Below are 24,127 nucleotides of genomic sequence, written 5' to 3'. Positions count from 1 at the left end.
TATTGTATATCTTTTAGGTAGAAAGTACAAGGTGCCGGTAAAATAACAAATTATTATCGGGAAGTGTATATTATGCAAATTCTAGATCAGAAAAACTTACGCTTATAGCTGAATTTTGATTGAATTTTTTATATATTGGTTTTTCCAATATTAGCGGATTATCCAAAACATAGATGTATGCTTTATCATCATCAGAATTATAAATACGAGAACGAGGGGTTTTAGGCGGTATAATTTCTTTTACGGGATATAATTTTTTTATCAATACTTTTTTTGCATCTGTATCCCATTCACGAATCCCGATAAATATTGGTTGGTGATAATTGTCATTTCTATAAACAAGGTCTTCCTCTATTCTTTTGATCTCAGCATCTTTATTGATGACAACCGCCCATATGTCTATATCCGATATTTTCATATTTTGACTCCCTGTAAGATAACTATCAAATTCATCTGCGATATTTATAGTTATGTTGTATTTTTTGATTACTTCATATATTTCTTTCCATTCTTTATACAGAATCTTTACATTAGTGTTTGCTGAAAATTCAATTTGATTATTATACTGTGTTAGCAATATAAGAATCTTTTTCGGCTGACTGTAATTTTCAAGAATTTTTAAATACCTATTCATTTGATCTTGTCCAACAGTGCTTAGCCCTATTTTAGTTTCTATAACTATTGCATAATTCTTGCTTAAACAAAGGATATCAAAACGTGCAGAACCAAAACTGGGCTCATAATAAACTTCTAGTGTCTTAACATCTTCCTTTTTAAATTTAAAGTTTTCGCCTTTTATAATTTCTCGAATTACCCTATAGTCAGAATAAAATAAGCAAGCCAAAGTTCTTGATAAGCCGGTTTCTTTACGATTGTATAAATCAAACAATGATTTTATTTTTTCCATTTTTTCTCCATGCTTAAAGTATTGCTATAGCACACACAAAAAATTATAAAGGTATACTGTTTTACTTTATAAATTTTCTCGTATTTCCTTAGCTACTCTTTCTAATTCTTCTCTATTCGGCTTGTGATTATAGTACCTTCCAGAAAACTGTAGTTTAAATCCGTCATCTTTATATCTTGGGAAACAGTGTATATGAGCATGGCTCACTTCTTGAAAGGCCGCTTCTCCATCTGCTAAAAAATAGTTAATACCTTCACATTTTATTTTAGACTGACGTATTGCTTTGTTAATTTTATTTGTTACCATAAACATTTTAGATGTTATCTTGTCATCGATTTTATATATGTATTGTTCGTGTATTTTGGGAATTATTAATACATGGCCTGCGTTTACAGGCTGAATATCCAAAAATGCTAAGCAATCATCATCTTCATAAATCTTACTTGCGGGTATTTCGCCTTTAATAATTTTACAAAATATACAATTATCCATTTTTGCTGTCTCCTATTTAGATTATATTCTTAACAAAACTTCTTCATCCTTAATCCTACATCAATACCTTATTTTTTTCAAGTAAGAAAAAAGCATTTGTGTCTACAAGCCAGAGAATGTACCCATAGTTACAGAGTAAAAGCCATAGCAAAATCTAACTCAGCATGGCTATGCAGTATGGCAGATAAATGATAAAATGATAGCTGAACAATGATTATACTGAATCGGACTAAACTAATCTTTAAGAGGACAAATAATGGGAGAGGTCAAATGACAATTCAAGATTTTATTCGTGCGGAGGGTTTAATACCCAGACGCTTTGCGTCGTAACAAAGGGTATTAAAGCCGACTGCAACCACCTTATGAGAACATACAGTGAGAAACATTGAGCACTGTACCCCGATGCTCTGCGTCTGGGTATGTTGATTAAAACTCATAACACAGATTATCCACATTAGAAGGGACAATAGCTATTATGAAAACTAATATACACGATACTGATGATTAAAAAATATTTCCAAGGCCATGTCTTTTTCAACCAACAAAAAACCGTTCAAAATGTTGGAAGTCCATACATTCTGAACGGTTTTAGCTTATCTGATTAGAGCTTTTTAAAAAGCCCTTACTTTATCTTTTTAAAGACGGCAACGCCGTTATGGCCTCCGAAACCGAGAGAGCCTGAGGCGGCACAGTTTATTTCGCCTTTGACACCCTTGTTCGGAACATAGTCCAAATCGCATCCTGCTCCAAGAGAAGGTCGAGAGGCTCTACCGAAAGTCGGGAGCGAAGACCAAGAGCGACTATGTGAGAGCCCGAGTCTTAGGCGAGCCGTTCAAGGTTATTACAAAGGACAAGTCCACTGAGAAGCATCTCCGTGAATTGTCTTCCATCATCGCCTCTATCCAGCAGATCGGCATCCTCTACAACGAAGCCGTGAAGACGCTGATACAGCTACCACTCCGTAGCCACGGCTCAACGAATGATCGCCAAGCTCGAGAAGTATTCCGTGCTCCTCATTAAGCTACAAGAGCAAGCGATAGCTCTAAGGGAGGATTTAAGAACCCAATGACTTTTCTTCGCCTCGCTTACTCGGCGGATAATTCTAATCAGTAGGATTACCTACAATCCCAATACGAGTCGTACTATCTTGAGAGTATTATGGCTTATAGATTCCAGCTTTTAACGCTTCCACAAATTCCACCCCATAAATAGAAGCTTCCAAGCAAGCTTTTCGAAACTCATCAGTACAAAATAGCCTGTTGAAGAAGTAGCTACTATCTGTCATAAATACCTGTTGGGATATATCTGTCCTTAAGTGTAGCTCTATAGGCTTCTTTATAAAGCCTTTCTTGTCATAAACAATATTAGATGACGTATGGTTAATTAAGTCTGTATAATTATAGAAGCGTATGTAGTAGTACTCTTTTTTTTTATTATCACCTTGTCGTTCTAGAAAGTCGCAATTTTACTACTCTCCATACTTCTTCACTTAAGATCGTCATTCTCTATTTTACGAATAACAAAACTCTTACCTTCTTCATTTAAGGAGTACAATTCATCTAGGTGGATATGATATGTCATATCCACCTCCTCCATTTTAGCTATACCTAAGATGCTCCTTGCTAGAAGCTGTAATCCGATTTCATTACCCAAAATTTCAATCTCACCTCCTATAGGTGAGATCTGAAAGGAAAGATAACAACCTGACTTGGGTGTAATATACGGGATCCCCTCTTCGTTATAGCGAACCGTTATGCTTCTTTTTTTCATCAATCCTCCAATGCCTTTTTAAGAGCGTCTTGGACACGAGAATTCTGTGCTACTTTTTTAGGAAGTTTTTCTTGTGCCTGTCCAACAGTCAACCCTGATATGTTTATACACTGTTCTTTTTTTGTTCCCCGATTGATGTGTACATGGGGACCATGGCTATCAACATGTATTTCTACTTGATTGTGGGCAACCTTCTGCCTTGAGAATACCGTGACGCTAGAATTAACATCCTCACCTATTTTTTTGCTCTTATATGTTAACCCCAACACATCCAGCCAGCTATTGCTATCTTCTACATAGTTATGCAGTGCTAACGTTCCACTAGCAAATCGTATCGGGTCTTCCGAAATATATCTCCCCAATTCTGGTGAGTAGTACCTGAAACGGTTGTAAGCCAGCTCCGTCTCGTGGTCGTAGTACTGTCCTTGGAAGAGGAATGGGATGCGTATCTGCTCGCTGTATGGGGCATTCCTGTCGTACACCTCCTCCAGTATCTTACCGTTCATATCGAGTCTGCGACGGGTAGTGTCCCACCACTTTGTTCGATCCTTTGTACTTCTCGGTAAGCTGTCCATCCTTGTCATACTCGAAGTGCCACTCGCCCGACTGCTCGATCTTACCCCCTTGGAGGTACTTGCGAAGCTTGCGTTCGGGGTCATAAAGGGCATTTGCTGAATTTAATCCGATGCCCACCACATGTTACACCTTTGGTAAAAAGTAGAATTAGTGCTTTTGTCGCTGCGTCGACAATGTAGTCCTCTATTGTATTATAACTTGAGTAATCTATCTCTTCTACGAAATAAAAGTGCCTACTGTCTGATATCGGATTCCATAAAGACCATTCTACTTTTCGAAGTCCCCATAGAGTTTGTTTATGACTAGGAATGGCGATTGAGATAAATAAGCGATACCGATCTCCCCAGCGAAAAGAACGTTTAGCTACCCCAACCCTATCCGAGGCTCTGGTCATAACAGAAATAACCAAAGATCTTCCTCCTATATCAAGTCCTTTCGCAAGTTTATCTACTATCTCACTAAACCTAACTTCTACAGCCTGCAGATCAATTTCTAGGCTTGTTAAGTTTGATATTTCACTTGGAAATGATATCTCAATATGCTCCTTCATGACTTTTTCAACGCCTTTTTGACTCTGTCAGAGATCGCTATTCTCGTTGGGAAGAAAAACGCCTCAGAGGAACCAACAATTGGGACAATCGAGTATTTTTTTATCTTCTCCGCAGAGAGTACTGCTTTAATCAATATGCTCTTATTCACCCCATAAAGAGAACTGTCTTCATTAAGTATATCAAGAGTTCTAGTGAATTTTGGAGCAAAATAACGATACTGATTTCTTGACTGAACTACGGACACTTCGTACCATTCAATTTCTTCCTCGCCTGTCATTAATTCATCTATGATATTTCGAACTTGTTCTGAGAATAATGGTACACCCAAGTCATCGGCGATATAGTCGTCCAATGACATTTTTGGGGATAGTCTGTATTGGAATGGAAATCTTCTGTTAGATTCGATTGCCTCCATCCAGTCTATAAGTGTTTTTTTCCCATCTGGAGAGATAGCTAGGGGTGTTGAGGAAGTTTCCTCTTCGGGGAATTGTATTTGCCACCATTTCATATTTATATCCATCCTGTTTTTCGTAATAAGTCGGGGTTGTTTCTTACGGGGTCCTTCACTCGAACTTCGAACTCCTGTAAAAAAGTCTTCTTTTTTTGTCCACGAGGGGCTTGCGATGCAATTTGGTCTGCAGCTTTCATATTTACCTCCTAAATATATCCATACTTTTCAGCAATCAATTCGAAATATTTTGATGGTGTAAAAATTAACGGTTTATCAATTTTTACATCTTCAAAATCCTTGTCTCCCGTAATCAAAATATCTGAATCAGATAAAATTGCGGATACAAGAACCGGCAAATCTTTTATATCACGAACTTTTGGATATTTATTTTCATCAATTGTATCGGGACTCTTAAATTCTTCAAAAGTAATTCCATCAAAGAAAATACCCAATAACTCTTTTTTAAATGGAAATTTATTTTCAAAAACTTTTTTGCATTCTTCCTTTGTATATGAAGAAATTATTACCGTATGATTTTCAAGCAAATGAGAAAAAACTTTAGCAACCTTACCATCAGGGAAAAGTATCGCAGAAATCACAATGTTTGAATCTATGAAAATCCTCAACTCTTTTTCCTTAGCTCTTTAATATAAGCAATAACGTCATCTTCTGTTTGAAAGCCGGCTTTTTCTGCTTCTCCTTGCATTTGAGTCTGAATATTTGCTAAAGTTATTTGAGAAGCATTTGTAATATAAACTTTTCCTCTGCTTTCTTCAAAAAAAACTTTATCGCCGGTTTTTAATCCGAGCATATTTCTTATCGCAAGCGGAATTGTAATCTGACCCTTAGATGTTAGTTTTGCAAGCTCCATAAAACGCCTCCTTACTTTCCTTACTTATACTATTATATAATAATTAATTACTTTCTGTCAATAATTTGTATTAAATCTTTTTATCCTATTTATTTGAAAAATTTATTCTTATGAAGTCTTCGATTTCTTTTTCTTTTAGAATTGAACATTTAACTTCGGTACGGGAATTCCGAGGGCCGAAGTTAAATGTATTGTTTCGGTTTTAGCTTATCTGATTAGAGCTTTTTAAAAAGCTCTTACTTTATCTTTTTGAAGACGGCGACACCGTTGTGGCCTCCGAAGCCGAGCGAGCCTGAGGCGGCGCAGTTTATTTCGCCTTTGACACCCTTGTTCGGAACATAGTCCAAATCGCATCCTGCTTCAAGGTCGGGTTCGGTTAGGTTGATGGTCGGGGGATAAAATCCTTCTTCCATTGCCTTTATACAGAAGATAGCTTCAAGAGCTCCTGCGGCACCTAAGCAGTGGCCTATCATCGACTTGGTTGAAGAAACCTTCATTTTATACGCATGGTCGCCGAAAGCTTTTTTAATCATGGCCGTTTCTGCAGGGTCGTTAATCGGTGTCGAGGTTCCGTGAGCATTATAGTATTGAACTTCTTCAGGTTTTACGCCTGCATCGGCGAGGGCGTTGGTGATGGCCAAAGCGCCTCCGTCACCTGAGGGGTCGGGGCTGGTTAAGTGGTAGGCATCGGAGGAAGCTCCATAGCCTGCAAATTCTGCATATATTTTAGCGCCTCTCTTTTTTGCATGTTCATATTCTTCAAGAATGAGAATGCCGGAACCTTCACCCATTACAAAGCCTGAGCGCTTTTTATCGAAGGGACAGCAAGCCTTGGCAGGATCGCCTGAGGCGAGGGTTTGCAAAATCGTAAAACCGCTTATGCCGAAACCGGTAATTGTTGCTTCCGTACCGCCCGATACACATACATCGAGCCTTCCTGAGCGGACAAGGTCTAAAGCGTTTCCGAGAGCATCGGTACCGGAAGCACAGGCCGTAGCCAAGGTCCAAGACGGGCCCTTTATGCCGAACTGCATACTTATGTTTCCGGCTGCCTCATTCGGAATAAGAAGAGGAACAGTCATCGGCGGAATACGATCCGGAGCGACTTGAAAGTATTTTTTAAAGGCTTCTTGGTAGATTTCAAAACCGCCTATACCGTTTCCGAGTATTATACCTGTGCGGTTTGCATCGATGTTTTCTTTTGAAAGGCCTGCGTCCTTCATTGCCTGTGAAGCTGCGGCTACGGCAAATTGAGTGAACCGCGCCATTTTACGGGCATCTTTTTTATCCATAAATTGTGAAGCGTCAAAGTTTTTTACCTCTGCCGCTATCTGAATCTTAAAATCGGAACAATCAAATTGGGTAATGTTTCCGATTCCGCATTTACCTGCTTTGATTCCTTCCCATGTTTCATCCAGGGTGTTTCCTATGGGGGTTACGGCACCGAGGCCTGTAATTACAACTCTTCTCATATAAACTCCTTTTTTATGTCAGTCTGTCTACATAACAACTTTTATAGAACAAAGTCTACTTGCTTTCGGCCTGTGTGTCAAGGCCGGTTTTTCTGAAGCCGCGGAAATCAATTTTGCAATAAAAATGTATTCTCTTACAAAACTTGCCAATCTATGTTATAATAAAATCAGTGAGGAAACGGCTATGAGTACGTCAAACAGAAAATACAAGGATTCGGTTTTTGTTGATTTGTTCAGCGAAGATGAAAGAGCAAAAGAGAATTTTTTATCTCTTTATAATGCTTTACACGGAACGGAACTTAAAGCTACGGAAGATTTAAAAAACATCCGCCTTGATCAAGTTTTGTATATGACATTTTACAATGATGTATCATACCTCGTGGATAACAAAATAATAGTACTTGCTGAACATCAATCAACGATAAACCCCAACATGCCTTTGCGCTGCCTTGAATATGTCAGCCGCCTTTATGAAACTCTATTTGAATCAAAAGAAAAATACAGCCGTAAGCTATTAAAAATTCCAACTCCAGAGTTTTATGTCTTTTACAATGGAGAAGAAAGCTATCCTTCTGATAAAATACTGAAACTATCGGATGCTTTTATAGAAAAGACAACGGAAACTAATCTTGAGTTAACTGTTAAAGTAATAAACATAAATCAACAAAACCGTCATCCTATATTGGAAAACTGTAAAATGATGCAGGAATATAGTATATTTGTAGAAACGGTAAGGAAATGGAAAGAAATAGATCCGCAAAAAGGTTTTGAAAAAGCTGTTGAAGAATGTATACAAAATAATATTTTGCGTGAATATTTAAAGCGCAAGACCAAGGAGGTAATTAACATGTTACTAGCCGAATATGATTATGAAACAGATATAGCCGTACAACGGGCAGAAGAACGGGAAATAGCCTTTGCCGAGGGTTCATACCAAAAATCACTCGAAACGGCAAAAAATTTGCTTGAAATGGGTTTTAGCACAGATTCTATTATAAAAGCGACAGGTTTAACCCTAAAAGAAATAGAAGCTTTATAAAGTATCAATCCTTTCGGCTTCTGATTGCAGCTCGGCTTATCTTGCCGTTATGGGTTTTAGGCAAAGTTTCTACAAATTCGAGAGAACGCGGGGCCTTGTAGAGGGCCGCATTTTTCTTTGCAAAGAACATAAGCTCTTTTTCTAAGGCTTGGCTCTCTCGATAGGTTTTGTTTAAAACAACAAAGGCCTTTACCGCCTGACCTCTTTTCGGGTCGGGCACGCCTGTTACCGCACATTCAAAAACTGCCGGATGCTGGAGAAGAACCGACTCCACCTCAAAGGGGCTTATACGGAAACCGGAGCTTTTTATAAGGTCATCGGTTCGGCTTTCAAACCAAAAATAACCGTCTTCATCCCTATAGGCGGCGTCTCCTGTGTGGTAAACTCCATCCTTAAAAACCTCGGCCGTTTTTTCTTCATTTTTATAATAGCCTCCGAACATTCCGAAAGGAACCTTTTTATCCAAACGCAAGATGATTTCTCCCGATTCTCCTGCCTTGCAAGAAGATCCGTCGGGGCGGATAATATCTATCTCATAGCCGGGTGCGGGTTTTCCCATCGAGCCGGGTTTTATTTTCATGCCGGGGAAGGTTCCCGTTGTGAGGGTAAGCTCTGTTTGCCCATAGCCTTCCCGCAGTTCTATTCCGGTCTTTTCTTTAAAGGTAGTGAAGATGTCCATGCTAAGGGCTTCACCTGCCGTTGTACATTCTTCTAATGAGGATAAATCGTAATCGTCTATTTTTTCGCGGATTAAGTACCTGTAAACGGTGGGAGGTGCACAAAAGGAAGTTATCCTGTATTTTGATAATTTTTCGAGCATGTTTTTAGGGATAAACATTTTCATGTCGTATACAAAGACGGCACAGCCGCAAAGCCATTGACCGTAAATTTTCCCCCACATGGCCTTTGCCCAGCCTGTTTCGGCAACGCTTAAATGCCTTCCGCCTTCTTTGACGTTTTGCCAAAATTTTGCGGTTGCAATGTGCCCAAGCGGATATAAAAAATTATGCTCCACCATTTTGGGATTACCCGAAGTGCCTGAGGTAAAGTACAAAAGAGCGGTGTCCTTTCCGCAAGGGTAGGCTTCTCCTTGGGGAGGAGTGAACTCATCACTCATATTTTTTACGAGTTCATCAAAGGAAATCCAGCCATCCATTTCGTCATGAACCCAGGCAAGAAGGGGCTTATTATAAGCGGACTCGGCAGCTTTTTGAATTTCTTCTTGCAAATTTTTTTCTTGTACGGCCATTATCATTTTTATATTGGCTGATTGAATACGGTATTCGATATCGTGGGCTGCCAGTTGGACAGTTGCGGGAACGGCTATTGCCCCTATTTTGTGCAGGGCAGGAAGAACAAACCAAAACTCGTATCTTCTTCGCAAAAAAAGCAAAACCGTGTCGCCTCTTCCTATTCCCATCGCCTTAAAAAAGTTGGCCGTTTTATTTATCTGCTTTGCCAATTCTCCGAACGAAAAAATCCTTTCTTCGGTTTCATCGCACCAGACGAGAGCCTCCTTTTCGGGGTATTCCTTCGCTATTCTATCTATTATGTCATAAGCAAAATTAAAATTCTCGGGAGCTTTGACTGAAAAAGAATTATGTACGGTTTCCCAATCATCGCTTTCAGTATAGTTTATATATTCTTTATAAAACATAGATTTACCTTATAAGGTTATAGACAAAGCTGTTCCAAAAAGGTTGCAATAGAAAAAAAATGAAAAATATGCTAGAATTCCATTTGATGAATTTATAGGGACTTTTATGGGAGAACTTATATCAAGGACAACGAGTGATATCCTTTTGGATATGCTTATAGAACAAAACGGAAGCCCCCTTTCGGGCGAAGAAGCGGCTTTGCACTTAGGCCTTTCGAGGGTTTCCGTCTGGAAGGCTGTGCAAAAGCTAAGGGATGAAGGTTATAAAATTGAAGGCGGAAAAAACAAGGGCTATATTCTAAAATCCTCTTCAGATGTGCTGAATGCTTTTTTAATTGAAAAGAACCTATCTGCCTTTGCTCAATCTATTTGCAAGGGGAAGGTTGAAGTTTTTAAGACAATAGATTCCACTAATACCGAGGCAAAAAGGCGTTTAAATTCTTCAAGCAGAGCCGAGTCCCTTCACGGAACGGTTCTTTTTGCCGAGCATCAAAGTGCCGGGAGAGGCCGCTTTTCACGCAGTTTTTATTCGCCAAGAGGAGCGGGGTTATATTTTAGTCTGATTTTTTGCCCCTCAATTCCGGCAAGGACTGAAAAGGAAGTACCCGCTTCCGCTCTTTACACGGCAATTTCGGCAACGGTTATCTGCCGCTGCTTAAAGGCTCTTGGTTTTACTCCGCAAATTAAGTGGGTAAACGATATTTATCTTAACGGAAAAAAAATCTGCGGCATTTTAAGCGAGGGAATTATCGATATGGAAACTTCCTCAGTGCAGGCCGTAATTATCGGCATAGGCCTCAATGTAAAAGAGTCTAATTTTCCTCCGGAAATAAAAAACAAGGCCGGCGCTCTCTTTACCGAAGCCGGCAAACTTTTTAATGAAACCGGCTCATCTTTTAGTGAAGCCGAAGCGCCTTCCCTCAACCGGAATGTTTTAGCTTCTTCAATTATATCGAGCCTGATTGAAGCCCTCTACGGTCTGCATTCTCAAGAAAGCTTAATGGAAGAATATAAAAGCCTCTCCCTCCTTACGGGAAAAAAGGTAAGGGTTCTGCCCTTTGCCGATACCCCTTATGAAGCCTTGGTTTTGGGAATCAGCGATTTAGGGCATCTTATCATAGAAACCGATGACGGCAAAAAAGATGAGTTAATTTCGGGCGAAGTTAGTTTGGAACTTGAAACTTAAAAAAGCTTATCTTTTGGATAAATGCTTTGCTAGACATAAATATTGAAAAGTGCTAAAATACGATGTAAGTAAAAATTGTTAGTCCAATTTAAACATACGGAAAAGATTAAGGAGAAAAAATTATGAGTTTTGTAGATGAAATGAAAAGAAAGGCAAAGATGTATGCTAACCGCCTTGTTTTACCTGAAGGTACTGAAGAAAGGACTCTCAAAGCAGCCCGATCTATCGTAGACGAAAAATTGGTATCGGAGCTTTTTTTAATCGGTTCCGATGATGCTGTTTCTGCAGCGGCTTCTAAGGCAGGGGTAAAGCTTGACGGAATCAAGATAATCGATCCGAAAAAATCGGAATGGCTCGACTCCTTTGCCGAAAGCTATTACGAAAAAAGAAAGGCCAAGGGTATGACCCTTGAACAGGCTAAAATAGAAATGAGTGCGGAGCTGGGCTTCGCAGCAATGATGTTGGTTCAAGATAAGGCGGATGCAATGGTTGCAGGAGCCTTAAACACAACAGCCGATGTACTCCGTGCAGGTTTAAAAGTTATCGGAACTCTTCCGGGAATGAAAACCGCTTCTTCTTGCTTTTTGATGGATACAAAAAATCCTAAACTCGGAGCAAACGGAGTCTTTATCTTTTCGGACTGTGCCGTAATTCCGACTCCCAGTTCGGAACAGTTGGCCGACATTGCCTGCTCCGCAGCTATGAGCTGCCGAACCTTTGCCGGGGTTGAGCCGATTGTTGCAATGCTATCCTTTTCTACCAAGGGCTCGGGCGGCGACAAAGATGAAAATATTTTACGCGTCCGCGAAGCCGTAAAAATCTTACAGGAAAGAAAACCCGATTTTGTCTTTGACGGAGAAATCCAGTTGGACTGCGCCATTGTTCCTTCCGTTATGCAAAAGAAAGCCGCCGACTCTCCCGTAAAAGGACAGGCCAATACCCTTATCTTCCCCGACCTCGGAGCCGGAAACATAGGATATAAACTGGTACAGAGGATTGCAGGAGCAGAGGCCCTCGGGCCCTTCCTCCAAGGCTTTGCAAAGCCCATATCCGACCTTTCCAGAGGCTGCTCGGTAGACGACATAATCACCACCTCGGCTGTAACCTTGGTTCAAGCCGGAAGAAAATAAACTTATGGCTAAGTCTGTAAATGCGCTTATAAATGAAGCTATTGAAGCCGGAAAAAAACGCGACTATAAGACTTCAATTTTAATTTTAGAAAACTTAGCCGCAGAAGGCTTAGCCGAAGTATCTTCTCCCTTTTACGGCGAAAAAAAGGGAAATCCCGAAATATATTTATACCTTTCAAGGGCATGGGCTGCCGTAAACAATTACGGCAGATCAATAGCCTATGGTAAGGCCTATGTTAAAAGATGCTCATCGGACTCGTCCGCAAATAGTACGGGTCTTCCTATGGGTTTCTTTTTTTTGGGCCGTTCCTATTTGGCGGCAGGGCAGTATGACAGAGCTGTTTATTGTCTTGAAAAAAGCTTAAAGCTAAATCCCCATCCTCTTGAAACAAGAGCAATGCTAGGTTCGGCCTATCTAAAATGGAAAAAACCGCGTCTTGCCAGAGAAACCTTTGAAGAAGCCTTAAAGTTTGCTCCTTCGGATACAAAGCTGAATGCCGGATATTTAAATTCTCTTTTTGTTGAAGGAATTTATGAATTAAGAAACGGCAATGCAGATATGGCTCGCCAAATGTTCAGCTTTGCAATAAAAAACGGCATAGACGGAGTTGCTCCGCGCCTCTATCTTGCTCACGCCCTAAAAATGGAAGGCTATCTTCCGGAGGCCCTAGGCCAATACGAAGCGGCTTGCGAATTCGAGCCAGATGATCCGGCGCTAAAATGGTACCCTGCAATGATCAAGATGCAGCTGGGCGATGCTGCCGGAGCGGCCGAAGATTTTGCAAAGCTTGGTATTGAGATTCCCGATGACGGAGTTTCGGATCGCTTTTTTGCAATGGGCGTTATTAAAAAACATATGGAGCGGGGCGATTACTCAAGAGCTGCCGTTGCTGCCCGTATCTTTATTAAAACCTTTGGAAGCGATGCCGAAATACGCCTCCTCGCTGCCGAAGCTCAGCGTTCGATGGGCAATACCAACACAGCCTTGGGACATTATAAGTGCGCAATTGAACACGAACCTGAAAATCCTTATCCGCATTACGGCATAATGCTTGCCCTCCAAGAAGCATACCGCTGGGAGGAGCTTAGTGCCGAAATTCTGCGGGCCGAAGCAAGCGGTGTTTGCGATGCGAACGATATTTATTATTATAAAATAATTACCGCTGCCCATATCGATAATCCCCCCGAAGAGGTATTGCCTCATCTTCAAGCTCTTATTCAAAACGGAAGAGCCGATTCGGCTATTTTTAATGCGATGGGCTGCTGCTACATAAAACTGAACATGCCCGACCTTGCCCTCGGCTGGTATGAAAGGGCTTTGAGCATCAATGAAAAAGATGAAGAAGCTAAAATAGGAATTATCGCCTCTTACGAAAATTTACAGTTACATAAGGAAGCTGATGAAGCTTATGGAGCCTATCTAAATGAATGGGGAAAGAATATCTACATAAGACGGGACTATGTACTATTTTTGGAAAAATGTGAACGTTGGGAAGATGCCGGCAATCAGCTTGAAATTTTAATGAGCCAAGGCAAAAAAGTTAATTTTGATCCCGAGCTTGCTTTGTTCCGAAGAAAGGCAGGACAATACCAAAAAGCCGCTATTCTTTATAGAAAGATGCTTAGGGCTAAACCGGAAGAAAGACTTTTATTACACAACCTCGTCTTCTGTCTTGATAAAATGGGGCAAACAAAAGTCGCCCTCGATCTTTTAAAAGCTGCCGAAAAAATGTTCGGCATTAAGACCGATTCCATGCTCATCAAAGGCATCCTTCAAATGCGCCTAAAAAAGAAAGAAGAGGCAATAAAAACTTTTCAATACATATTGGAAAAAGAACCTAAAAACAAACATGCTGCCGAATTCTTGGAAAAGGCCTATGGGAAATAATTTGGAGGTAGAAACAGCTGTTCTTACCGGCTTTAAAGCTAAGGGCTGGGAAGCAGCTCTTAGACTAATTTATTATGTCAAGTTCGTATAAATTTAGACTTCATTCTATATCATTATTTTGCTTCAAAAAGGCAGGCTTCTTTTTGAAGCTTGCCTTTTTTATTTAGGTTAAAGCTAAATTTCGTGAAACTTTAAACCTATTCAATCTTAGAATAGATTGTTTTTAAAATTTCGGTCTTTAGCTTTTCGCCTTCTTCAAGCATCTTATTGCACTCCGCCCTTGTTTTTTCGCAGAGGGGAGCGTCATCGATACCGCCTAGATTTATCTTAACGTTTAAGATAGCACCTTCCAGACCGGAGCGGGCATTAAGAGCTGCAACACCGGCATCGGACGTGGCATTTTTGTTTCCGTGAAGAGCAACAATGGGTAAAAAGCGAAGTACATCCAAACAGGTCTTAGCTGTTTCAAGCGGAACCTGCATTGCCACGACAGTAGCATCGGACATAGCTTTGCTGCGTTTTGCCTTTTGCTCATCGGTGTCCTTGGGCAGCTTTAGAGCTTCCATAAAGGCGTTAAAGGCCTGTGTGTCTTCATCAATGATTTCGACCAAGCGTTTTTGAGCCTTTTCTAATTTCGGGAGCTGGGCCTTAAATTCTTCTTGAGTTTTTTCATCAAGAGAAGCAAAGGCTTTTTTTCCTGTTGTCAAGCGGATAACCATCTGACCGAGGGCCGAGGCGAGTGAACCTGCCAAGGCAGAAACGGAGCCGCCTCCGGGAGCAGGTGAATCGCTGGCTGTTTCGTCAACAAAGGCACTTACCGTCATCTTTACTAATTCCATAAAATATCTCCTATTTTCAAATTATTTTTATTCAAATTAATTAACTTCAAGTATTACAACTAAAAAATTTAGTTATTGTAAACAGGCCTGCCCTTTTCGGCAACAAGCTTTCCCTTTTTCCAAACCTGAGCGGCGGAATTTACGCCGAAGTGATAAACAAGGAAATCTATATTCGGGGCATCAAAGATAACAAGGTCAGCCTGTTTCCCTTCTTCGATGCTGCCTATAGTTTTTTCACGAGCTATCGCATAAGCCGCATTGATTGTAACGCCGCGTAAAATTTGTGCAGGCAAAAGTTTCATCTTGTAACAGGCTGCCCACATTGCCATTTGCAGGTTTTCTGTCGGGCTGCTTCCGGGGTTGTAATCGGTTGCAAGGGCGACCCTTACGCCTTCTTCAATCATCTTTTTTGCAGGAGCATAAATAGGCGACATCAAAAAGAATGAAGTTGCAGGCAGAAGAACGGCAACCGTTCCGGATTTTGCAAGAGCCGTAATGCCCTCATCGGATATAGCCATCAAGTGCTCGGCTGAGTGAGCATTCATCTTTGCTGCAAGCTCCGCTCCCTTTAAGGGAATAATCTCGTCGGCATGAAGTTTCAGTTTAAAACCTAGATCGGCAGCGGCCTTCATTATTCTTTCGGTTTCTTCTACGGAAAAAATCTTGTCTTCACAAAAGGCATCAGAGAATTCCGCTAAACCGCGTTTTTTAACCTCGGGCATAACCTCTTCTATCATAAACTTGATATAGCCTTCCTTGTTGTCCTTAAATTCGGGCGGAGTTGCATGAGCACCCATATAGGTCGAAACAATATCGATTGGGTGATTTTTATTCAGATAAGAATTTATCTCAAGACATTTAATTTCGGTTTCCATGTCGAGGCCGTAACCGCTTTTTGATTCGGCGGTGGTTGTACCGTGAATAAGCATTCGGTCAAGGCTAGTCAAAGCTTTTTGCGTTAACTCTTCTTTTGAAGCTGCTCTGGTAGCTCTTACGGTGCTGAAAATACCGCCGCCGCTTGCGTGGATTTCAAGATAAGTTTTTCCTGCAAGTTTCATTGCAAGCTCATGCTCGCGTGAACCGCCGTGTACCAAGTGGGTGTGAGCATCGACAAGTCCTGCCGTAATAGTCTTTCCACGTGCATCTATTATTTTTTCGGCTTGGCTTTTTAAACTTTCGGGAGCTTCTCCCTTACCAACCTTTTGAATGAGCCCGTCTTCTACAATAATGTAGCCGGCAAAGGCCTTATCAAAGTTTTCGTCCTTTTTTTCCGTAGAAGAAAAAATACTGTCACTTATAAATAAAATCATTTTGAATCCTCCATAAAAAATAAAATTATTTTATAAAATATCTTAAAATATCTTTTAGGTTTAAGTTTACGGCATTGTTTATAAATTTAAAAATATCGTCTTCCTGTATTTTATTCAAGGTATTAAAAAAGGTGAGAGGATTTTTTAATTCATTTACATTATTTAAACCTGCAGCTTCAAGAGAATAATCGGCAAGACCGCCGTAATTTTCAAATTTCCAATCTTCCGTCATACTAAAAAGAGCTCTACCCTTTTTATCGAAAAAGACGGAATAATTTTTTTTATCGTTAGGATTATATTTATTTTTTACATTGCCGTTCCATTTTAGCGGGAAACAATCCGCATCAAAACCGGCTTCCTTTACCTTCTCGCGAATTGCTTTTTCAATACCGTCGGAAACAACTATAATTTGAAATTGATCTTTTAGACCGGCGTTTTCAGAAGTCTTTTTATAGTATGCAGCAGCTTTTTTATAGGCCGCCGATTTTAAGGCATCGCTGTCATCTGCAAATATAAGCCATGTTATGGTATATCCTCTTAGATCTTCATCTTTTATCTGTTTAATTATTTCGGTTTCTTTGGCTAAAGAATCCAAAAGTTCACATCCTGTAAGAATAAATACAAGAATAGTCATAAAAAAAACGGTTTTAATTTTTTTCATTTTTACCTCCGCAATCAGCGGAGATAGGATAGCATTAAAGAAGATGTTTTTCAATAGGGCTTTTGCAAATATGCGGGCAATTACTGCGTCGTTACACAAAAGCGAATGCTCAACGTACGGCAAGTACGCCTCCGCTTCGCTTTTGCTAAACTCCTTGTACTTACCTCGCCTATTTTCAAAAGTGCTGTCAGTGCTGCGTTACTCCACAAAAAAGTGACCTCGACGTACAGCAAGTACGACTCCGCTTCGCTTTTGTTAAACTCCTTGTACTTACCTCGCCTATTTTCAAAAGTACTGTCAATGCTGCGTTACTTCACAAAAAAAACAGTCCTCGACGTATACCTAATACGCCTGCGGTACTTTTTTGCCTAACTCCTTGCATCTGCTCCGCCTATTTGCAAAAGAACTGTCAGTGCTGCGTTACTCCACAAAAAAGTGACCTCGACGTTTGGTACGACTATTTGTAACTGCTGTTGATGTGGTTGCCTTCCATTAGGATACAGTATAAAGCATTAAGGGCGAAATTGCAAGGCTTAAAAACTGTGCTCTATACGTTCTTTAATTTTTCCCAAAGCCTTGAAATCTTTTCGATGATTATTTTTTTTTCTACCTTGCCCGAAATATAGGCATCGGAAAGTTTTTTTAACTCGGGTAAATCTTCTCTAAAGATTTCAAACTTTGACAGGGGCAGGGCATTTGCATCATACTCAATGCAAAGGCTTCCCGTCTTTTCATTCCTTTCAATTTTGCTGACCGCCTTATGAGAAGAAGCGGCCTTTTCAAAAGCTTCAAAAATATCCTTATCTTTTATCATCTCACCCCTGAGCCTTATATGCCCGGGAAAAAAACTTGAAACAGTCATTACTTTATCCGGCCTCCAATTAAATAGATTCGGCGAGGGGCGGCTCATAGCCGCTCATAGCTTCTCATTGCGGACATACCTATGGCAACCGTCGAACCGTTATGAACTAAGGCCGCTGTAGCCGGAGGGATTGAGCCCGCAAGTTCCCCTGCAATCAAGCCCGAATTAATGCCGATAATAGCCTTATTGTTTACATTGATTCTTTTGATCAAGCCCGTTGCTATACGCCTTAAAATGGGTAAGGCCCTTAGCCCGTCATCCGGTAAAAGAATGTCGGCGGTTTCTCCTGCTATCGAAGAAGCCTGTCCCATTGCAATTCCTACATCCGCTTCCGACAGGGCAGGGGAATCATTTATCCCGTCGCCTATCATGACGATTTTTTTACCCTCCGCTTTTAACTCTTTAATAAAATCGGCCTTTGTGTCGGGAAGAGCTTGCGCATGATAACGGTCGATACCGGTCTTTTCGGCTATGCTGCGTGCGGTTTGTGGGCCGTCCCCTGTAAGCATAATTATATTTTTTATTCCCAGTTTGTGAAGCTCTGAAACAACTTCTTTTGCCTCGGAGCGTACCGGATCTTCTATCGCAATGATACCGGCAAGTTCTTTTCCTATCGATAAATATAACTGAGAACAGCCGCTCTTCGACAAATCTTCAATGGCTTTTTCGGCCTCTTCCGTTTTTGGAATACCCTCATCATCAAATATAAAATGAGCACTTCCTATACGCAGCTCCTCTCCTTTTAAAGTAGATTTAAGGCCATGGGCTAAAATATAGGAAACCTTCGTATGTTCTTCTCTGTGTTTAATGCCCCTGTTTTCAGCTTCCCGTACAACGGCCCTTGCAAGCGAATGGGGAAAATGCTCTTCAAGACAGGCCGCTATTTTTAATACGGCTTTTTCCGGCCGGCCGCCGAAGGTAATTATCTTTTTAACCGAGGGTTGGGATTCCGTAAGAGTTCCCGTCTTATCGAATACGATTGTATCGGCCAGGGCAAAATCTTCTAAAAACTTTCCGCCCTTTACGGTGATACCGTGCTCTGCACAGTTTTTCATAGCTGAAAGCACGCAGACAGGAGCTGATAACTTCATCGCACAAGAATAGTCGACAAGAAGAGTCGAGGCAGCCTTTGCAAAGTTACGGGTAAAGGCGTAGGTCAAGCCTGCAAGTAAAAAGTTATAAAAAACAAGTTTATCCGCAGTTCTTTCGGATTTGATTTGTGAAGCCGCCTTTAAAGATTGAGAGCGGTCAATCATATCGGCTATTTTGCTCACTCTGGTTTCCCGTCCGCAAGCCTTTACGCATACATGGATCTCCCCCTCCTCAACGACGGTAGAAGCAAAAACAGTATCTCCCGAGACTTTGTGCACGGGAAGGCCTTCTCCGGTCATTGAAGCCTGATTAACGGAAGCCTCGCCCGATACGACCGTTCCGTCTGCGGGAATAACCGACCCAATCCTAAGAATAACCGTATCTCCGGCTTGAAGAAGATTGGCGGAAATTTCAGTTTCATTTCCGTCTTTTAGAACATGAACAGTTTCTTTTGCATTCAAAAAACTGCGGGTTAAATTTTCATAGGACTTCCGGCGGGTATAGTCTTCCAAGATTTCGCCCATTTCAAGCATCATTGCGATGGTTCCGGCGGTGTTTAGGTCTCCCGTCGCATAGGAAAGAGAAAGAGCCGCTGCATCTAAGGTTTCGGCACAAAAAGGCCTGCCTCCTTTCAAGGCTTTCATTCCGCCTTTTACACGGGGCATAATTGAAAAGAGAGCCAATATTCTGCGAACAGGAATAGGTAAGAGTCTGCGGATAAAGAATTCCGCAAGCAGCATCCCCAGAGAAACCGTTAAGCTCTCGCTCACTATCGGTTCATCCACACTCGCTAATAGTTCTTCATTTTCAAGGTAAGAAGAATTTAGAGCTTTTATATAAGAAAGAGCTTCGGCTTCGCTTATCCCCGAATATTCAATTAAGATGCTTCCTGAAACAGGATTTACACTTATCGACCTTATGCCTTCCTGCAAAGACACAAGAGTTTCTACAAGAACGGCTTGTTTGCGGCTTAAACCTTTCCGGCTATATCTTAAACGCAAACGCCCCGGAAGGCGGTGAGCAATATAAAAGTTCATAAAGTTTTAAAAAAATCAGGCTAGTTTGCTGCCGAAGCGGCTTCTTTGTTATATGCAGCTTCTGCCATTATATCTTGAGCGTCTTCTTTTACCGTTTCAACAAAGGCTGCAGCATCGTCTTTTAATTTTAAACCTGCTCCAATTATTTTGGCACAAGCTTTTTTAAAACCGGCATCTCTAGCCAAAAGAACCGCAGCTCCGCCTGCAACAACACCGAGTGCAAATGCTCCCCATTTAGTCATATATACCTCCAATAATCCTATCCTTGTGGGGCGTATTTTATCATTTTTTTATTATATTTACAAGGCCGCATATTTTTAAAAGAACTTGACCTATCGTCGATAATTATATAAATTAACCCTTTAAGGAGTTATCAAAATGAAAAAGACCATATTTATTTTTTTACTTGTTGTTGCAGCCCTTGTTTTATTGGCTGGCTGTCCGCAAAAAATAAACAATGAAAAAATACCGGCCTTTACTGTAACCTTTAATGTGCAAGGACGCGGAAAAACACCGGCGGCTTTAACCGTACCGAAAGGCCGCTTGTTGACTGCTGCTCAAACCCCGCCCCTCGAATTTTCGGGCTGGGAATTCGGCGGATGGTATAAAGAGGCGGCATGCAGCACCCCGTGGAACAATGCTTCCGACAAGGTTACCGAAAACACGACGCTGTATGCCAAATGGACACAAAACACAACCGTTGCCGTACAGGATTTATGGCAAAGTAAAACAGCACCCTATCCTAACGATTTTTACCGCATACCCGCCCTTGCAGTAACAAAAGATGGAACCCTGCTTGCCGTAACCGATTTACGTTACACTGCAAACACCGATTTGGGGTACGGTCATGGTATTGATTTATTGATTAAACGTTCGGAAGATAATGGAAAAACATGGTCGGACGATACCAATATCACAAAGATACCGAAGGATGATCCGAACGGCTATGGAGATGCCGCCATCATTGCCGACCGCGAATCGAATGATGTACTAATATTGTGTGTACACGGAACAAAACAATATCAAAATGGTAACTATTCAACGACAGATCCAAAGAAATACCTGCACATTATCAAATATGTCTCCCACGATGGGGGCAAAACCTTTCCCCAAAAAAAAGATATTTCCAATACGATTTTCGGGTTTAATCCCTCGTGGTTCAGTCTGTTTTTCGGTTCGGGCAGAATTATGCAATCGCGCTATATTAAAGCCGGCAGCCATTACCGCATTTACTCGGCGCTGTTAAGCAGAGGCTATGGCAATGCCGTCGTATATTCCGACGACTTCGGTTCTACATGGAAGCTTTTGGGCAATGCATCTACTTCTCCTATCTCCAACGGAGATGAAGCAAAGGTAGAAGAACTGCCGGACGGCAGCGTTATACTTTCCAGCCGTAACGGTCCTTTCGGCACTGGCAGATTGTTTAATATCTTTAAATATAGCAACCCTGCTACAGGAGAAGGAAACTGGGGGACAACGGGATCTTTAAACATTGGCCCTAGCGGAAGAGGCACAAACGGCGAAATCCTTGTTGTAAAGGCGCGTAAAGCGGATACAAAAGAGCCGGTCTACCTTGCATTCCAATCGCTTCCCGATGGTCCGGATCGCAAAAATGTTACCATCCATTGGCGCGAGCTGACGAACGGTACTATAAGTGTAAACGATTTTGTTTCGGCTTCCGCATGGAACAGCCACAGCCACTTGGTGCAAGACGGAGACAGTGCCTATTCGACTATGGATGTACAACGCGACGGCGGTATCGGCTTTTTATACGAAAGAAACACACGTGGAGCGGGGCTTGATTACGACATAGCGTACAAAAATCTGCCCATCGATGTCATCACAAACGGCGCTTATGAAGCTATTTTTCTCGGTACGGGTTCAGTTCAGTGCCCCTACACCGATTTGGAAGGCAAGCCCGTTGATCCAAGCGTAAAAGAATATTACAAAAACGAAAAGTTGTACTGGAAGGAATAACTGCCTGATTGTTATAAGGGGAGCTGTGCCCCCTTAAACCACTGGCTTTTATATGGGGAAAGAGAGACCCTTGTCAGACGCAAGTTTCCCTCTATCTCCTTTTCAACGCTTCCAACGGGGACACCCCCACCTATTTTCAAAAGATTACACTTTGAACTCATCGACCTCCGCGGCCGAATTTTTAAAATATTGCCGTCTATTCATCTTCTTTTTCAAAAAGTTTAGGAGCCTTCTCCTCGGCGATTATCGCATCGAATTCTTCGTTTTCTATGGTTTCCTTTTCCAAAAGGGTTGTTGCTATCTTTTCCAAAAGATGCTTCTTTTCGTTCAGCATTTTTACAACACCCTCATAGCGGGTATTGATTATTTTTGCGATTTCTTCATCGATGTATTGCTGGGTTGTTTCTGCATATTCACGCACCATCCTAGGTTCATTATCGCCAAGATATCCGGCACCCCGCTTGCTCAAGGCTACGTTTTTAAATTTAGAACTCATACCGTAATCGGTTATAAGGCTTCGGGCAATATCGGTGGCACGGGTTAAATCGTTTGCAGCTCCTGTAGAAACCATATTGAATTTTACTTGTTCTGCGGCACGGCCTCCTAAAAGAACATCTATCTCGGCCAAAAGCTGTTTTTCGGTAACAATGTGCTTATCGTCTTCGGGAATATGGAAGGTATAGCCCAAAGTCGAGGTTCCGCGGGGAACGATGGTTACCTTATGTACCTTATCGGCTCCATCGGTAAAGCTGCCCACTATGGCATGTCCCGTTTCATGGTAGGCTATTACTTTTCTTTCTTCTTCGCGGATTACGCGGGATTTTTTCTGTAAGCCTATCATTGCCTTTTCAACAGCTTCATCCAAGTCAGTCATAATGACGGTCTTTCTTTTACCTCGGACAGCCAAAAGAGCGGCCTCGTTTATAATATTTGCAAGGTCGGCACCTGAACAGCCTGCCGTAATGCGGGCTATCGCAGCCAAATCGGCCGAAGCATCCAGTTTTACATTTTCTGCATGGAGCTTGAGAATCTGTTCCCTTCCCTTTACATCGGGGCGGTCAACCACGACCTGCCTGTCAAAGCGGCCGGGTCTTAACAAGGCCGGATCCAAAACGTCGGGGCGGTTGGTGGCAGCCAAAAGAATCAAGCCCGTCTTATTGTCAAAGCCATCCATTTCAACTAAGAGCTGGTTCAAAGTTTGCTCACGTTCATCATTTGAGCTGTAAGAATTATGACGCGACTTTCCGATAGCATCCAATTCGTCTATAAAGATAATACAGGGAGCTTTTTCACGGGCCTGCCTGAATAGGTCACGCACACGGGAAGCTCCTACACCGACAAACATTTCGACAAAGTCCGAGCCGCTTATTCTAAAGAAAGGAACTCCTGCTTCCCCTGCAACAGCCCTTGCAAGAAGGGTTTTTCCCGTTCCGGGAGGTCCTACCAAAAGAACGCCTCGCGGAATCTTTCCGCCTATTTCGGTATATTTTTGAGGATATTTTAAGAAGTCGACAACTTCCATTAATTCTTCTTTAGCTTCATCCACACCTGCAACATCCTTAAAGCGGGTTTCAACCTTTCCCTCGTCTATTGCAGCACTTCTGGCCTGCCCGGGAGAAAAAATGCTTCCGCCCAAGCCGCCCATACTCTTTGTCATCCGCCTCATAATGGCACGCCAAACAAGGAATATCAAAAGGAAGGGAAGCACCCACTGTAAAAGAAGTTCAACAAAATAGCTTCTTTCCTTAGGTCTTACATGATAAACTACATGATGGTCATCTAAAAGCTGCAAGAATTCCGAGGTGTATATCCCGACGGTTACATATTCATTAGTATTTTTTTGTACCGACAAAAATGAAAATAAAGAGGTATTTGAAGCATCATCATCCTGTATGCTGGTATAACCGGTAAAATAAACCGGGCCTAGAACAACCTTTTTTATCTGTCCCGATGTAATTCTATCCTTAAATTCCGAAAAGGGAATCAGAGCAGAACTATTGAGAACCATTAACTGATTAACTAAAATAAAAATGACAACTACAAGCGGCGCTAAAAGCCATAAAGAAAAAAACGGCTTCTTGGGTGATTTTTTATCGTCTCCGTCCGAATCCGGTCCGAAATTAAAAAAGTTAAAGGGGTCGTTTTGGTTTTTATCGTCGTTATTTTTACTCATACATTCTCCAATTAATATCTCGAATTTATTTTACTATAATACATAAAAAATAAGAAAAAGTCGATAGGAAAACAAATTTATATTTTAATTAAGGAAAACGTTTTTATAGAAAAATTCCCCCTTTTCATAATTATTGTACGAAAAGTTTGCAACAAATGGTAAAATTTGAAAAAAGTCGGGGTTTCC

24 protein-coding genes and 2 pseudogenes are annotated in these 24,127 nt (G+C 41.3%); 6 read left to right on the top strand and 20 right to left on the bottom strand.

Annotated features, from left to right (window positions below; translation table 11 throughout):
* Nucleotides 1-70: 70 nt before the first annotated feature.
* The 3 genes and pseudogenes from HO345_RS12880 to HO345_RS12870 all read right to left on the bottom strand — a co-directional run.
* Nucleotides 71-907, bottom strand: a complete 837-nt coding sequence (locus tag HO345_RS12880) for a PD-(D/E)XK nuclease family protein (RefSeq protein WP_002676311.1) — start codon at nt 905-907, stop codon at nt 71-73.
* Nucleotides 908-973: 66 nt separating this feature from the next.
* A complete protein-coding gene (locus HO345_RS12875; RefSeq protein ID WP_002666879.1) occupies nt 974-1,399 on the bottom strand; it encodes an HIT family protein in 426 nt (141 codons plus the stop codon).
* A gap of 622 nt (nt 1,400-2,021) precedes the next feature.
* Nucleotides 2,022-2,162: pseudogene (locus HO345_RS12870) on the bottom strand (beta-ketoacyl-ACP synthase II); the annotation flags it as partial.
* Between the two features lie 41 nt (nt 2,163-2,203).
* Here HO345_RS12870 and HO345_RS13180 point away from each other — a divergent pair.
* Entirely contained in the window at nt 2,204-2,419 is a 216-nt protein-coding gene (locus HO345_RS13180) for a plasmid mobilization protein (RefSeq protein ID WP_366796403.1), read from the top strand.
* A 136-nt stretch (nt 2,420-2,555) separates the two neighbouring features.
* On the opposite strand, the pseudogene HO345_RS13250 reads toward HO345_RS13180, so the two are convergent.
* From HO345_RS13250 to fabF, 9 genes and pseudogenes are all read right to left on the bottom strand, one after another.
* A pseudogene (locus HO345_RS13250) lies at nt 2,556-2,822 on the bottom strand (hypothetical protein); the annotation flags it as partial.
* Nucleotides 2,823-2,884: 62 nt separating this feature from the next.
* The gene (locus tag HO345_RS12865) at nt 2,885-3,169 is read right to left on the bottom strand and encodes an Imm32 family immunity protein (RefSeq protein ID WP_253683246.1); all 285 of its coding nucleotides are present in this window, start codon (nt 3,167-3,169) and stop codon (nt 2,885-2,887) included.
* Nucleotides 3,169-3,675: an RHS repeat-associated core domain-containing protein gene (locus tag HO345_RS12860; RefSeq protein WP_301338711.1), complete on the bottom strand. Its 507-nt coding sequence runs from the start codon at nt 3,673-3,675 to the stop codon at nt 3,169-3,171. Before HO345_RS12860 ends, HO345_RS12865 begins: the two co-directional genes overlap by 1 nt.
* Before the next feature lie 149 nt (nt 3,676-3,824).
* Nucleotides 3,825-4,295 (bottom strand): Imm9 family immunity protein, encoded by a 471-nt coding sequence (gene imm9 / locus HO345_RS12855; RefSeq protein ID WP_253683245.1) that lies wholly within the window; start codon nt 4,293-4,295, stop codon nt 3,825-3,827.
* Nucleotides 4,292-4,804 (bottom strand): hypothetical protein, encoded by a 513-nt coding sequence (locus tag HO345_RS12850; RefSeq protein WP_253683244.1) that lies wholly within the window; start codon nt 4,802-4,804, stop codon nt 4,292-4,294. Before HO345_RS12850 ends, imm9 begins: the two co-directional genes overlap by 4 nt.
* Before the next feature lie 2 nt (nt 4,805-4,806).
* Nucleotides 4,807-4,944: a hypothetical protein gene (locus HO345_RS12845; protein ID WP_253683243.1), complete on the bottom strand. Its 138-nt coding sequence runs from the start codon at nt 4,942-4,944 to the stop codon at nt 4,807-4,809.
* A 9-nt stretch (nt 4,945-4,953) separates the two neighbouring features.
* Nucleotides 4,954-5,373 (bottom strand): putative toxin-antitoxin system toxin component, PIN family, encoded by a 420-nt coding sequence (locus HO345_RS12840; RefSeq protein WP_002680893.1) that lies wholly within the window; start codon nt 5,371-5,373, stop codon nt 4,954-4,956.
* The gene (locus HO345_RS12835; RefSeq protein ID WP_002666876.1) at nt 5,370-5,618 is read right to left on the bottom strand and encodes an AbrB/MazE/SpoVT family DNA-binding domain-containing protein; all 249 of its coding nucleotides are present in this window, start codon (nt 5,616-5,618) and stop codon (nt 5,370-5,372) included. The genes HO345_RS12840 and HO345_RS12835 overlap by 4 nt, the downstream gene beginning before the upstream one ends.
* Nucleotides 5,619-5,854: 236 nt before the next feature.
* Nucleotides 5,855-7,090: a beta-ketoacyl-ACP synthase II gene (gene fabF, locus HO345_RS12830; protein WP_002673329.1), complete on the bottom strand. Its 1,236-nt coding sequence runs from the start codon at nt 7,088-7,090 to the stop codon at nt 5,855-5,857.
* A 184-nt stretch (nt 7,091-7,274) separates the two neighbouring features.
* On the opposite strand from fabF, the gene HO345_RS12825 reads away from it, so the two are divergent.
* Nucleotides 7,275-8,129, top strand: coding sequence for an Rpn family recombination-promoting nuclease/putative transposase (locus HO345_RS12825; RefSeq protein ID WP_253683242.1), 855 nt, complete (start codon nt 7,275-7,277; stop codon nt 8,127-8,129).
* A 4-nt stretch (nt 8,130-8,133) separates the two neighbouring features.
* Here HO345_RS12825 and HO345_RS12820 read toward each other — a convergent pair whose 3' ends face one another.
* On the bottom strand, nt 8,134-9,786 hold the full coding sequence (locus tag HO345_RS12820) for an AMP-binding protein (protein ID WP_253683241.1): 1,653 nt from the start codon (nt 9,784-9,786) through the stop codon (nt 8,134-8,136).
* Between the two features lie 106 nt (nt 9,787-9,892).
* Between HO345_RS12820 and HO345_RS12815 the strand changes: the two genes are divergently transcribed.
* The 3 genes from HO345_RS12815 to HO345_RS12805 all read left to right on the top strand — a co-directional run bounded on the left by HO345_RS12815 (nt 9,893) and on the right by HO345_RS12805 (nt 13,990).
* Nucleotides 9,893-10,972, top strand: a complete 1,080-nt coding sequence (locus tag HO345_RS12815) for a biotin--[acetyl-CoA-carboxylase] ligase (protein ID WP_253683240.1) — start codon at nt 9,893-9,895, stop codon at nt 10,970-10,972.
* Between the two features lie 122 nt (nt 10,973-11,094).
* Nucleotides 11,095-12,102: a phosphate acetyltransferase gene (pta, locus tag HO345_RS12810; protein WP_253683239.1), complete on the top strand. Its 1,008-nt coding sequence runs from the start codon at nt 11,095-11,097 to the stop codon at nt 12,100-12,102.
* A 4-nt stretch (nt 12,103-12,106) separates the two neighbouring features.
* Nucleotides 12,107-13,990, top strand: coding sequence for a tetratricopeptide repeat protein (locus tag HO345_RS12805; RefSeq protein WP_253683238.1), 1,884 nt, complete (start codon nt 12,107-12,109; stop codon nt 13,988-13,990).
* 197 nt (nt 13,991-14,187) lie between these two features.
* Here HO345_RS12805 and HO345_RS12800 read toward each other — a convergent pair whose 3' ends face one another.
* The 6 genes from HO345_RS12800 to HO345_RS12775 form a co-directional block, all read right to left on the bottom strand.
* Nucleotides 14,188-14,829, bottom strand: a complete 642-nt coding sequence (locus HO345_RS12800) for a cyclodeaminase/cyclohydrolase family protein (protein ID WP_253683237.1) — start codon at nt 14,827-14,829, stop codon at nt 14,188-14,190.
* A gap of 68 nt (nt 14,830-14,897) precedes the next feature.
* Entirely contained in the window at nt 14,898-16,139 is a 1,242-nt protein-coding gene (hutI, locus tag HO345_RS12795) for an imidazolonepropionase (protein WP_253683236.1), read from the bottom strand.
* Between the two features lie 25 nt (nt 16,140-16,164).
* The gene (locus HO345_RS12790) at nt 16,165-16,800 is read right to left on the bottom strand and encodes a hypothetical protein (protein ID WP_253683235.1); all 636 of its coding nucleotides are present in this window, start codon (nt 16,798-16,800) and stop codon (nt 16,165-16,167) included.
* Nucleotides 16,801-17,347: 547 nt separating this feature from the next.
* Nucleotides 17,348-17,662 (bottom strand): hypothetical protein, encoded by a 315-nt coding sequence (locus HO345_RS12785; RefSeq protein ID WP_010694388.1) that lies wholly within the window; start codon nt 17,660-17,662, stop codon nt 17,348-17,350.
* Between the two features lie 44 nt (nt 17,663-17,706).
* On the bottom strand, nt 17,707-19,791 hold the full coding sequence (locus tag HO345_RS12780; RefSeq protein ID WP_253683234.1) for a heavy metal translocating P-type ATPase: 2,085 nt from the start codon (nt 19,789-19,791) through the stop codon (nt 17,707-17,709).
* Between the two features lie 20 nt (nt 19,792-19,811).
* On the bottom strand, nt 19,812-20,033 hold the full coding sequence (locus HO345_RS12775; protein WP_253683233.1) for a DUF6110 family protein: 222 nt from the start codon (nt 20,031-20,033) through the stop codon (nt 19,812-19,814).
* Between the two features lie 136 nt (nt 20,034-20,169).
* On the opposite strand from HO345_RS12775, the gene HO345_RS12770 reads away from it, so the two are divergent.
* The gene (locus HO345_RS12770) at nt 20,170-21,768 is read left to right on the top strand and encodes a neuraminidase (protein WP_253683232.1); all 1,599 of its coding nucleotides are present in this window, start codon (nt 20,170-20,172) and stop codon (nt 21,766-21,768) included.
* Between the two features lie 196 nt (nt 21,769-21,964).
* Here HO345_RS12770 and ftsH read toward each other — a convergent pair whose 3' ends face one another.
* Nucleotides 21,965-23,941: an ATP-dependent zinc metalloprotease FtsH gene (gene ftsH, locus HO345_RS12765; protein ID WP_253683231.1), complete on the bottom strand. Its 1,977-nt coding sequence runs from the start codon at nt 23,939-23,941 to the stop codon at nt 21,965-21,967.
* Nucleotides 23,942-24,127 lie beyond the last annotated feature (186 nt).

Source organism: Treponema denticola (assembly GCF_024181645.1).
GTDB classification, from domain to species: Bacteria; Spirochaetota; Spirochaetia; order Treponematales; family Treponemataceae; genus Treponema_B; species Treponema_B denticola_A.
The sequence above is the reverse complement of the archived record's forward strand: the minus strand, read 5'-3'. Positions and strand labels throughout refer to the sequence as shown.

Excerpts from the sequence above, each read along its gene's own strand:
- HO345_RS12805 (WP_253683238.1), top strand. The coding sequence starts at position 12,107 with ATGGCTAAGTCTGTAAATGCGCTTATAAATGAAGCTATTGAAGCCGGA.
- HO345_RS12815 (WP_253683240.1), top strand. The coding sequence starts at position 9,893 with ATGGGAGAACTTATATCAAGGACAACGAGTGATATCCTTTTGGATATG.
- hutI (WP_253683236.1), bottom strand. The coding sequence starts at position 16,139 with ATGATTTTATTTATAAGTGACAGTATTTTTTCTTCTACGGAAAAAAAG.
- HO345_RS12800 (WP_253683237.1), bottom strand. The coding sequence starts at position 14,829 with ATGGAATTAGTAAAGATGACGGTAAGTGCCTTTGTTGACGAAACAGCC.
- HO345_RS12775 (WP_253683233.1), bottom strand. The coding sequence starts at position 20,033 with ATGACTAAATGGGGAGCATTTGCACTCGGTGTTGTTGCAGGCGGAGCT.
- HO345_RS12770 (WP_253683232.1), top strand. The coding sequence starts at position 20,170 with ATGAAAAAGACCATATTTATTTTTTTACTTGTTGTTGCAGCCCTTGTT.
- HO345_RS12785 (WP_010694388.1), bottom strand. The coding sequence starts at position 17,662 with ATGACTGTTTCAAGTTTTTTTCCCGGGCATATAAGGCTCAGGGGTGAG.
- HO345_RS12790 (WP_253683235.1), bottom strand. The coding sequence starts at position 16,800 with ATGAAAAAAATTAAAACCGTTTTTTTTATGACTATTCTTGTATTTATT.
- HO345_RS12780 (WP_253683234.1), bottom strand. The coding sequence starts at position 19,791 with ATGAACTTTTATATTGCTCACCGCCTTCCGGGGCGTTTGCGTTTAAGA.
- HO345_RS12850 (WP_253683244.1), bottom strand. The coding sequence starts at position 4,804 with ATGAAATGGTGGCAAATACAATTCCCCGAAGAGGAAACTTCCTCAACA.
- HO345_RS12820 (WP_253683241.1), bottom strand. The coding sequence starts at position 9,786 with ATGTTTTATAAAGAATATATAAACTATACTGAAAGCGATGATTGGGAA.
- pta (WP_253683239.1), top strand. The coding sequence starts at position 11,095 with ATGAGTTTTGTAGATGAAATGAAAAGAAAGGCAAAGATGTATGCTAAC.
- HO345_RS12880 (WP_002676311.1), bottom strand. The coding sequence starts at position 907 with ATGGAAAAAATAAAATCATTGTTTGATTTATACAATCGTAAAGAAACC.
- HO345_RS12860 (WP_301338711.1), bottom strand. The coding sequence starts at position 3,675 with ATGAACGGTAAGATACTGGAGGAGGTGTACGACAGGAATGCCCCATAC.
- HO345_RS12825 (WP_253683242.1), top strand. The coding sequence starts at position 7,275 with ATGAGTACGTCAAACAGAAAATACAAGGATTCGGTTTTTGTTGATTTG.
- HO345_RS12835 (WP_002666876.1), bottom strand. The coding sequence starts at position 5,618 with ATGGAGCTTGCAAAACTAACATCTAAGGGTCAGATTACAATTCCGCTT.
- imm9 (WP_253683245.1), bottom strand. The coding sequence starts at position 4,295 with ATGAAGGAGCATATTGAGATATCATTTCCAAGTGAAATATCAAACTTA.
- HO345_RS12875 (WP_002666879.1), bottom strand. The coding sequence starts at position 1,399 with ATGGATAATTGTATATTTTGTAAAATTATTAAAGGCGAAATACCCGCA.
- ftsH (WP_253683231.1), bottom strand. The coding sequence starts at position 23,941 with ATGAGTAAAAATAACGACGATAAAAACCAAAACGACCCCTTTAACTTT.
- fabF (WP_002673329.1), bottom strand. The coding sequence starts at position 7,090 with ATGAGAAGAGTTGTAATTACAGGCCTCGGTGCCGTAACCCCCATAGGA.
- HO345_RS12865 (WP_253683246.1), bottom strand. The coding sequence starts at position 3,169 with ATGAAAAAAAGAAGCATAACGGTTCGCTATAACGAAGAGGGGATCCCG.
- HO345_RS12845 (WP_253683243.1), bottom strand. The coding sequence starts at position 4,944 with ATGAAAGCTGCAGACCAAATTGCATCGCAAGCCCCTCGTGGACAAAAA.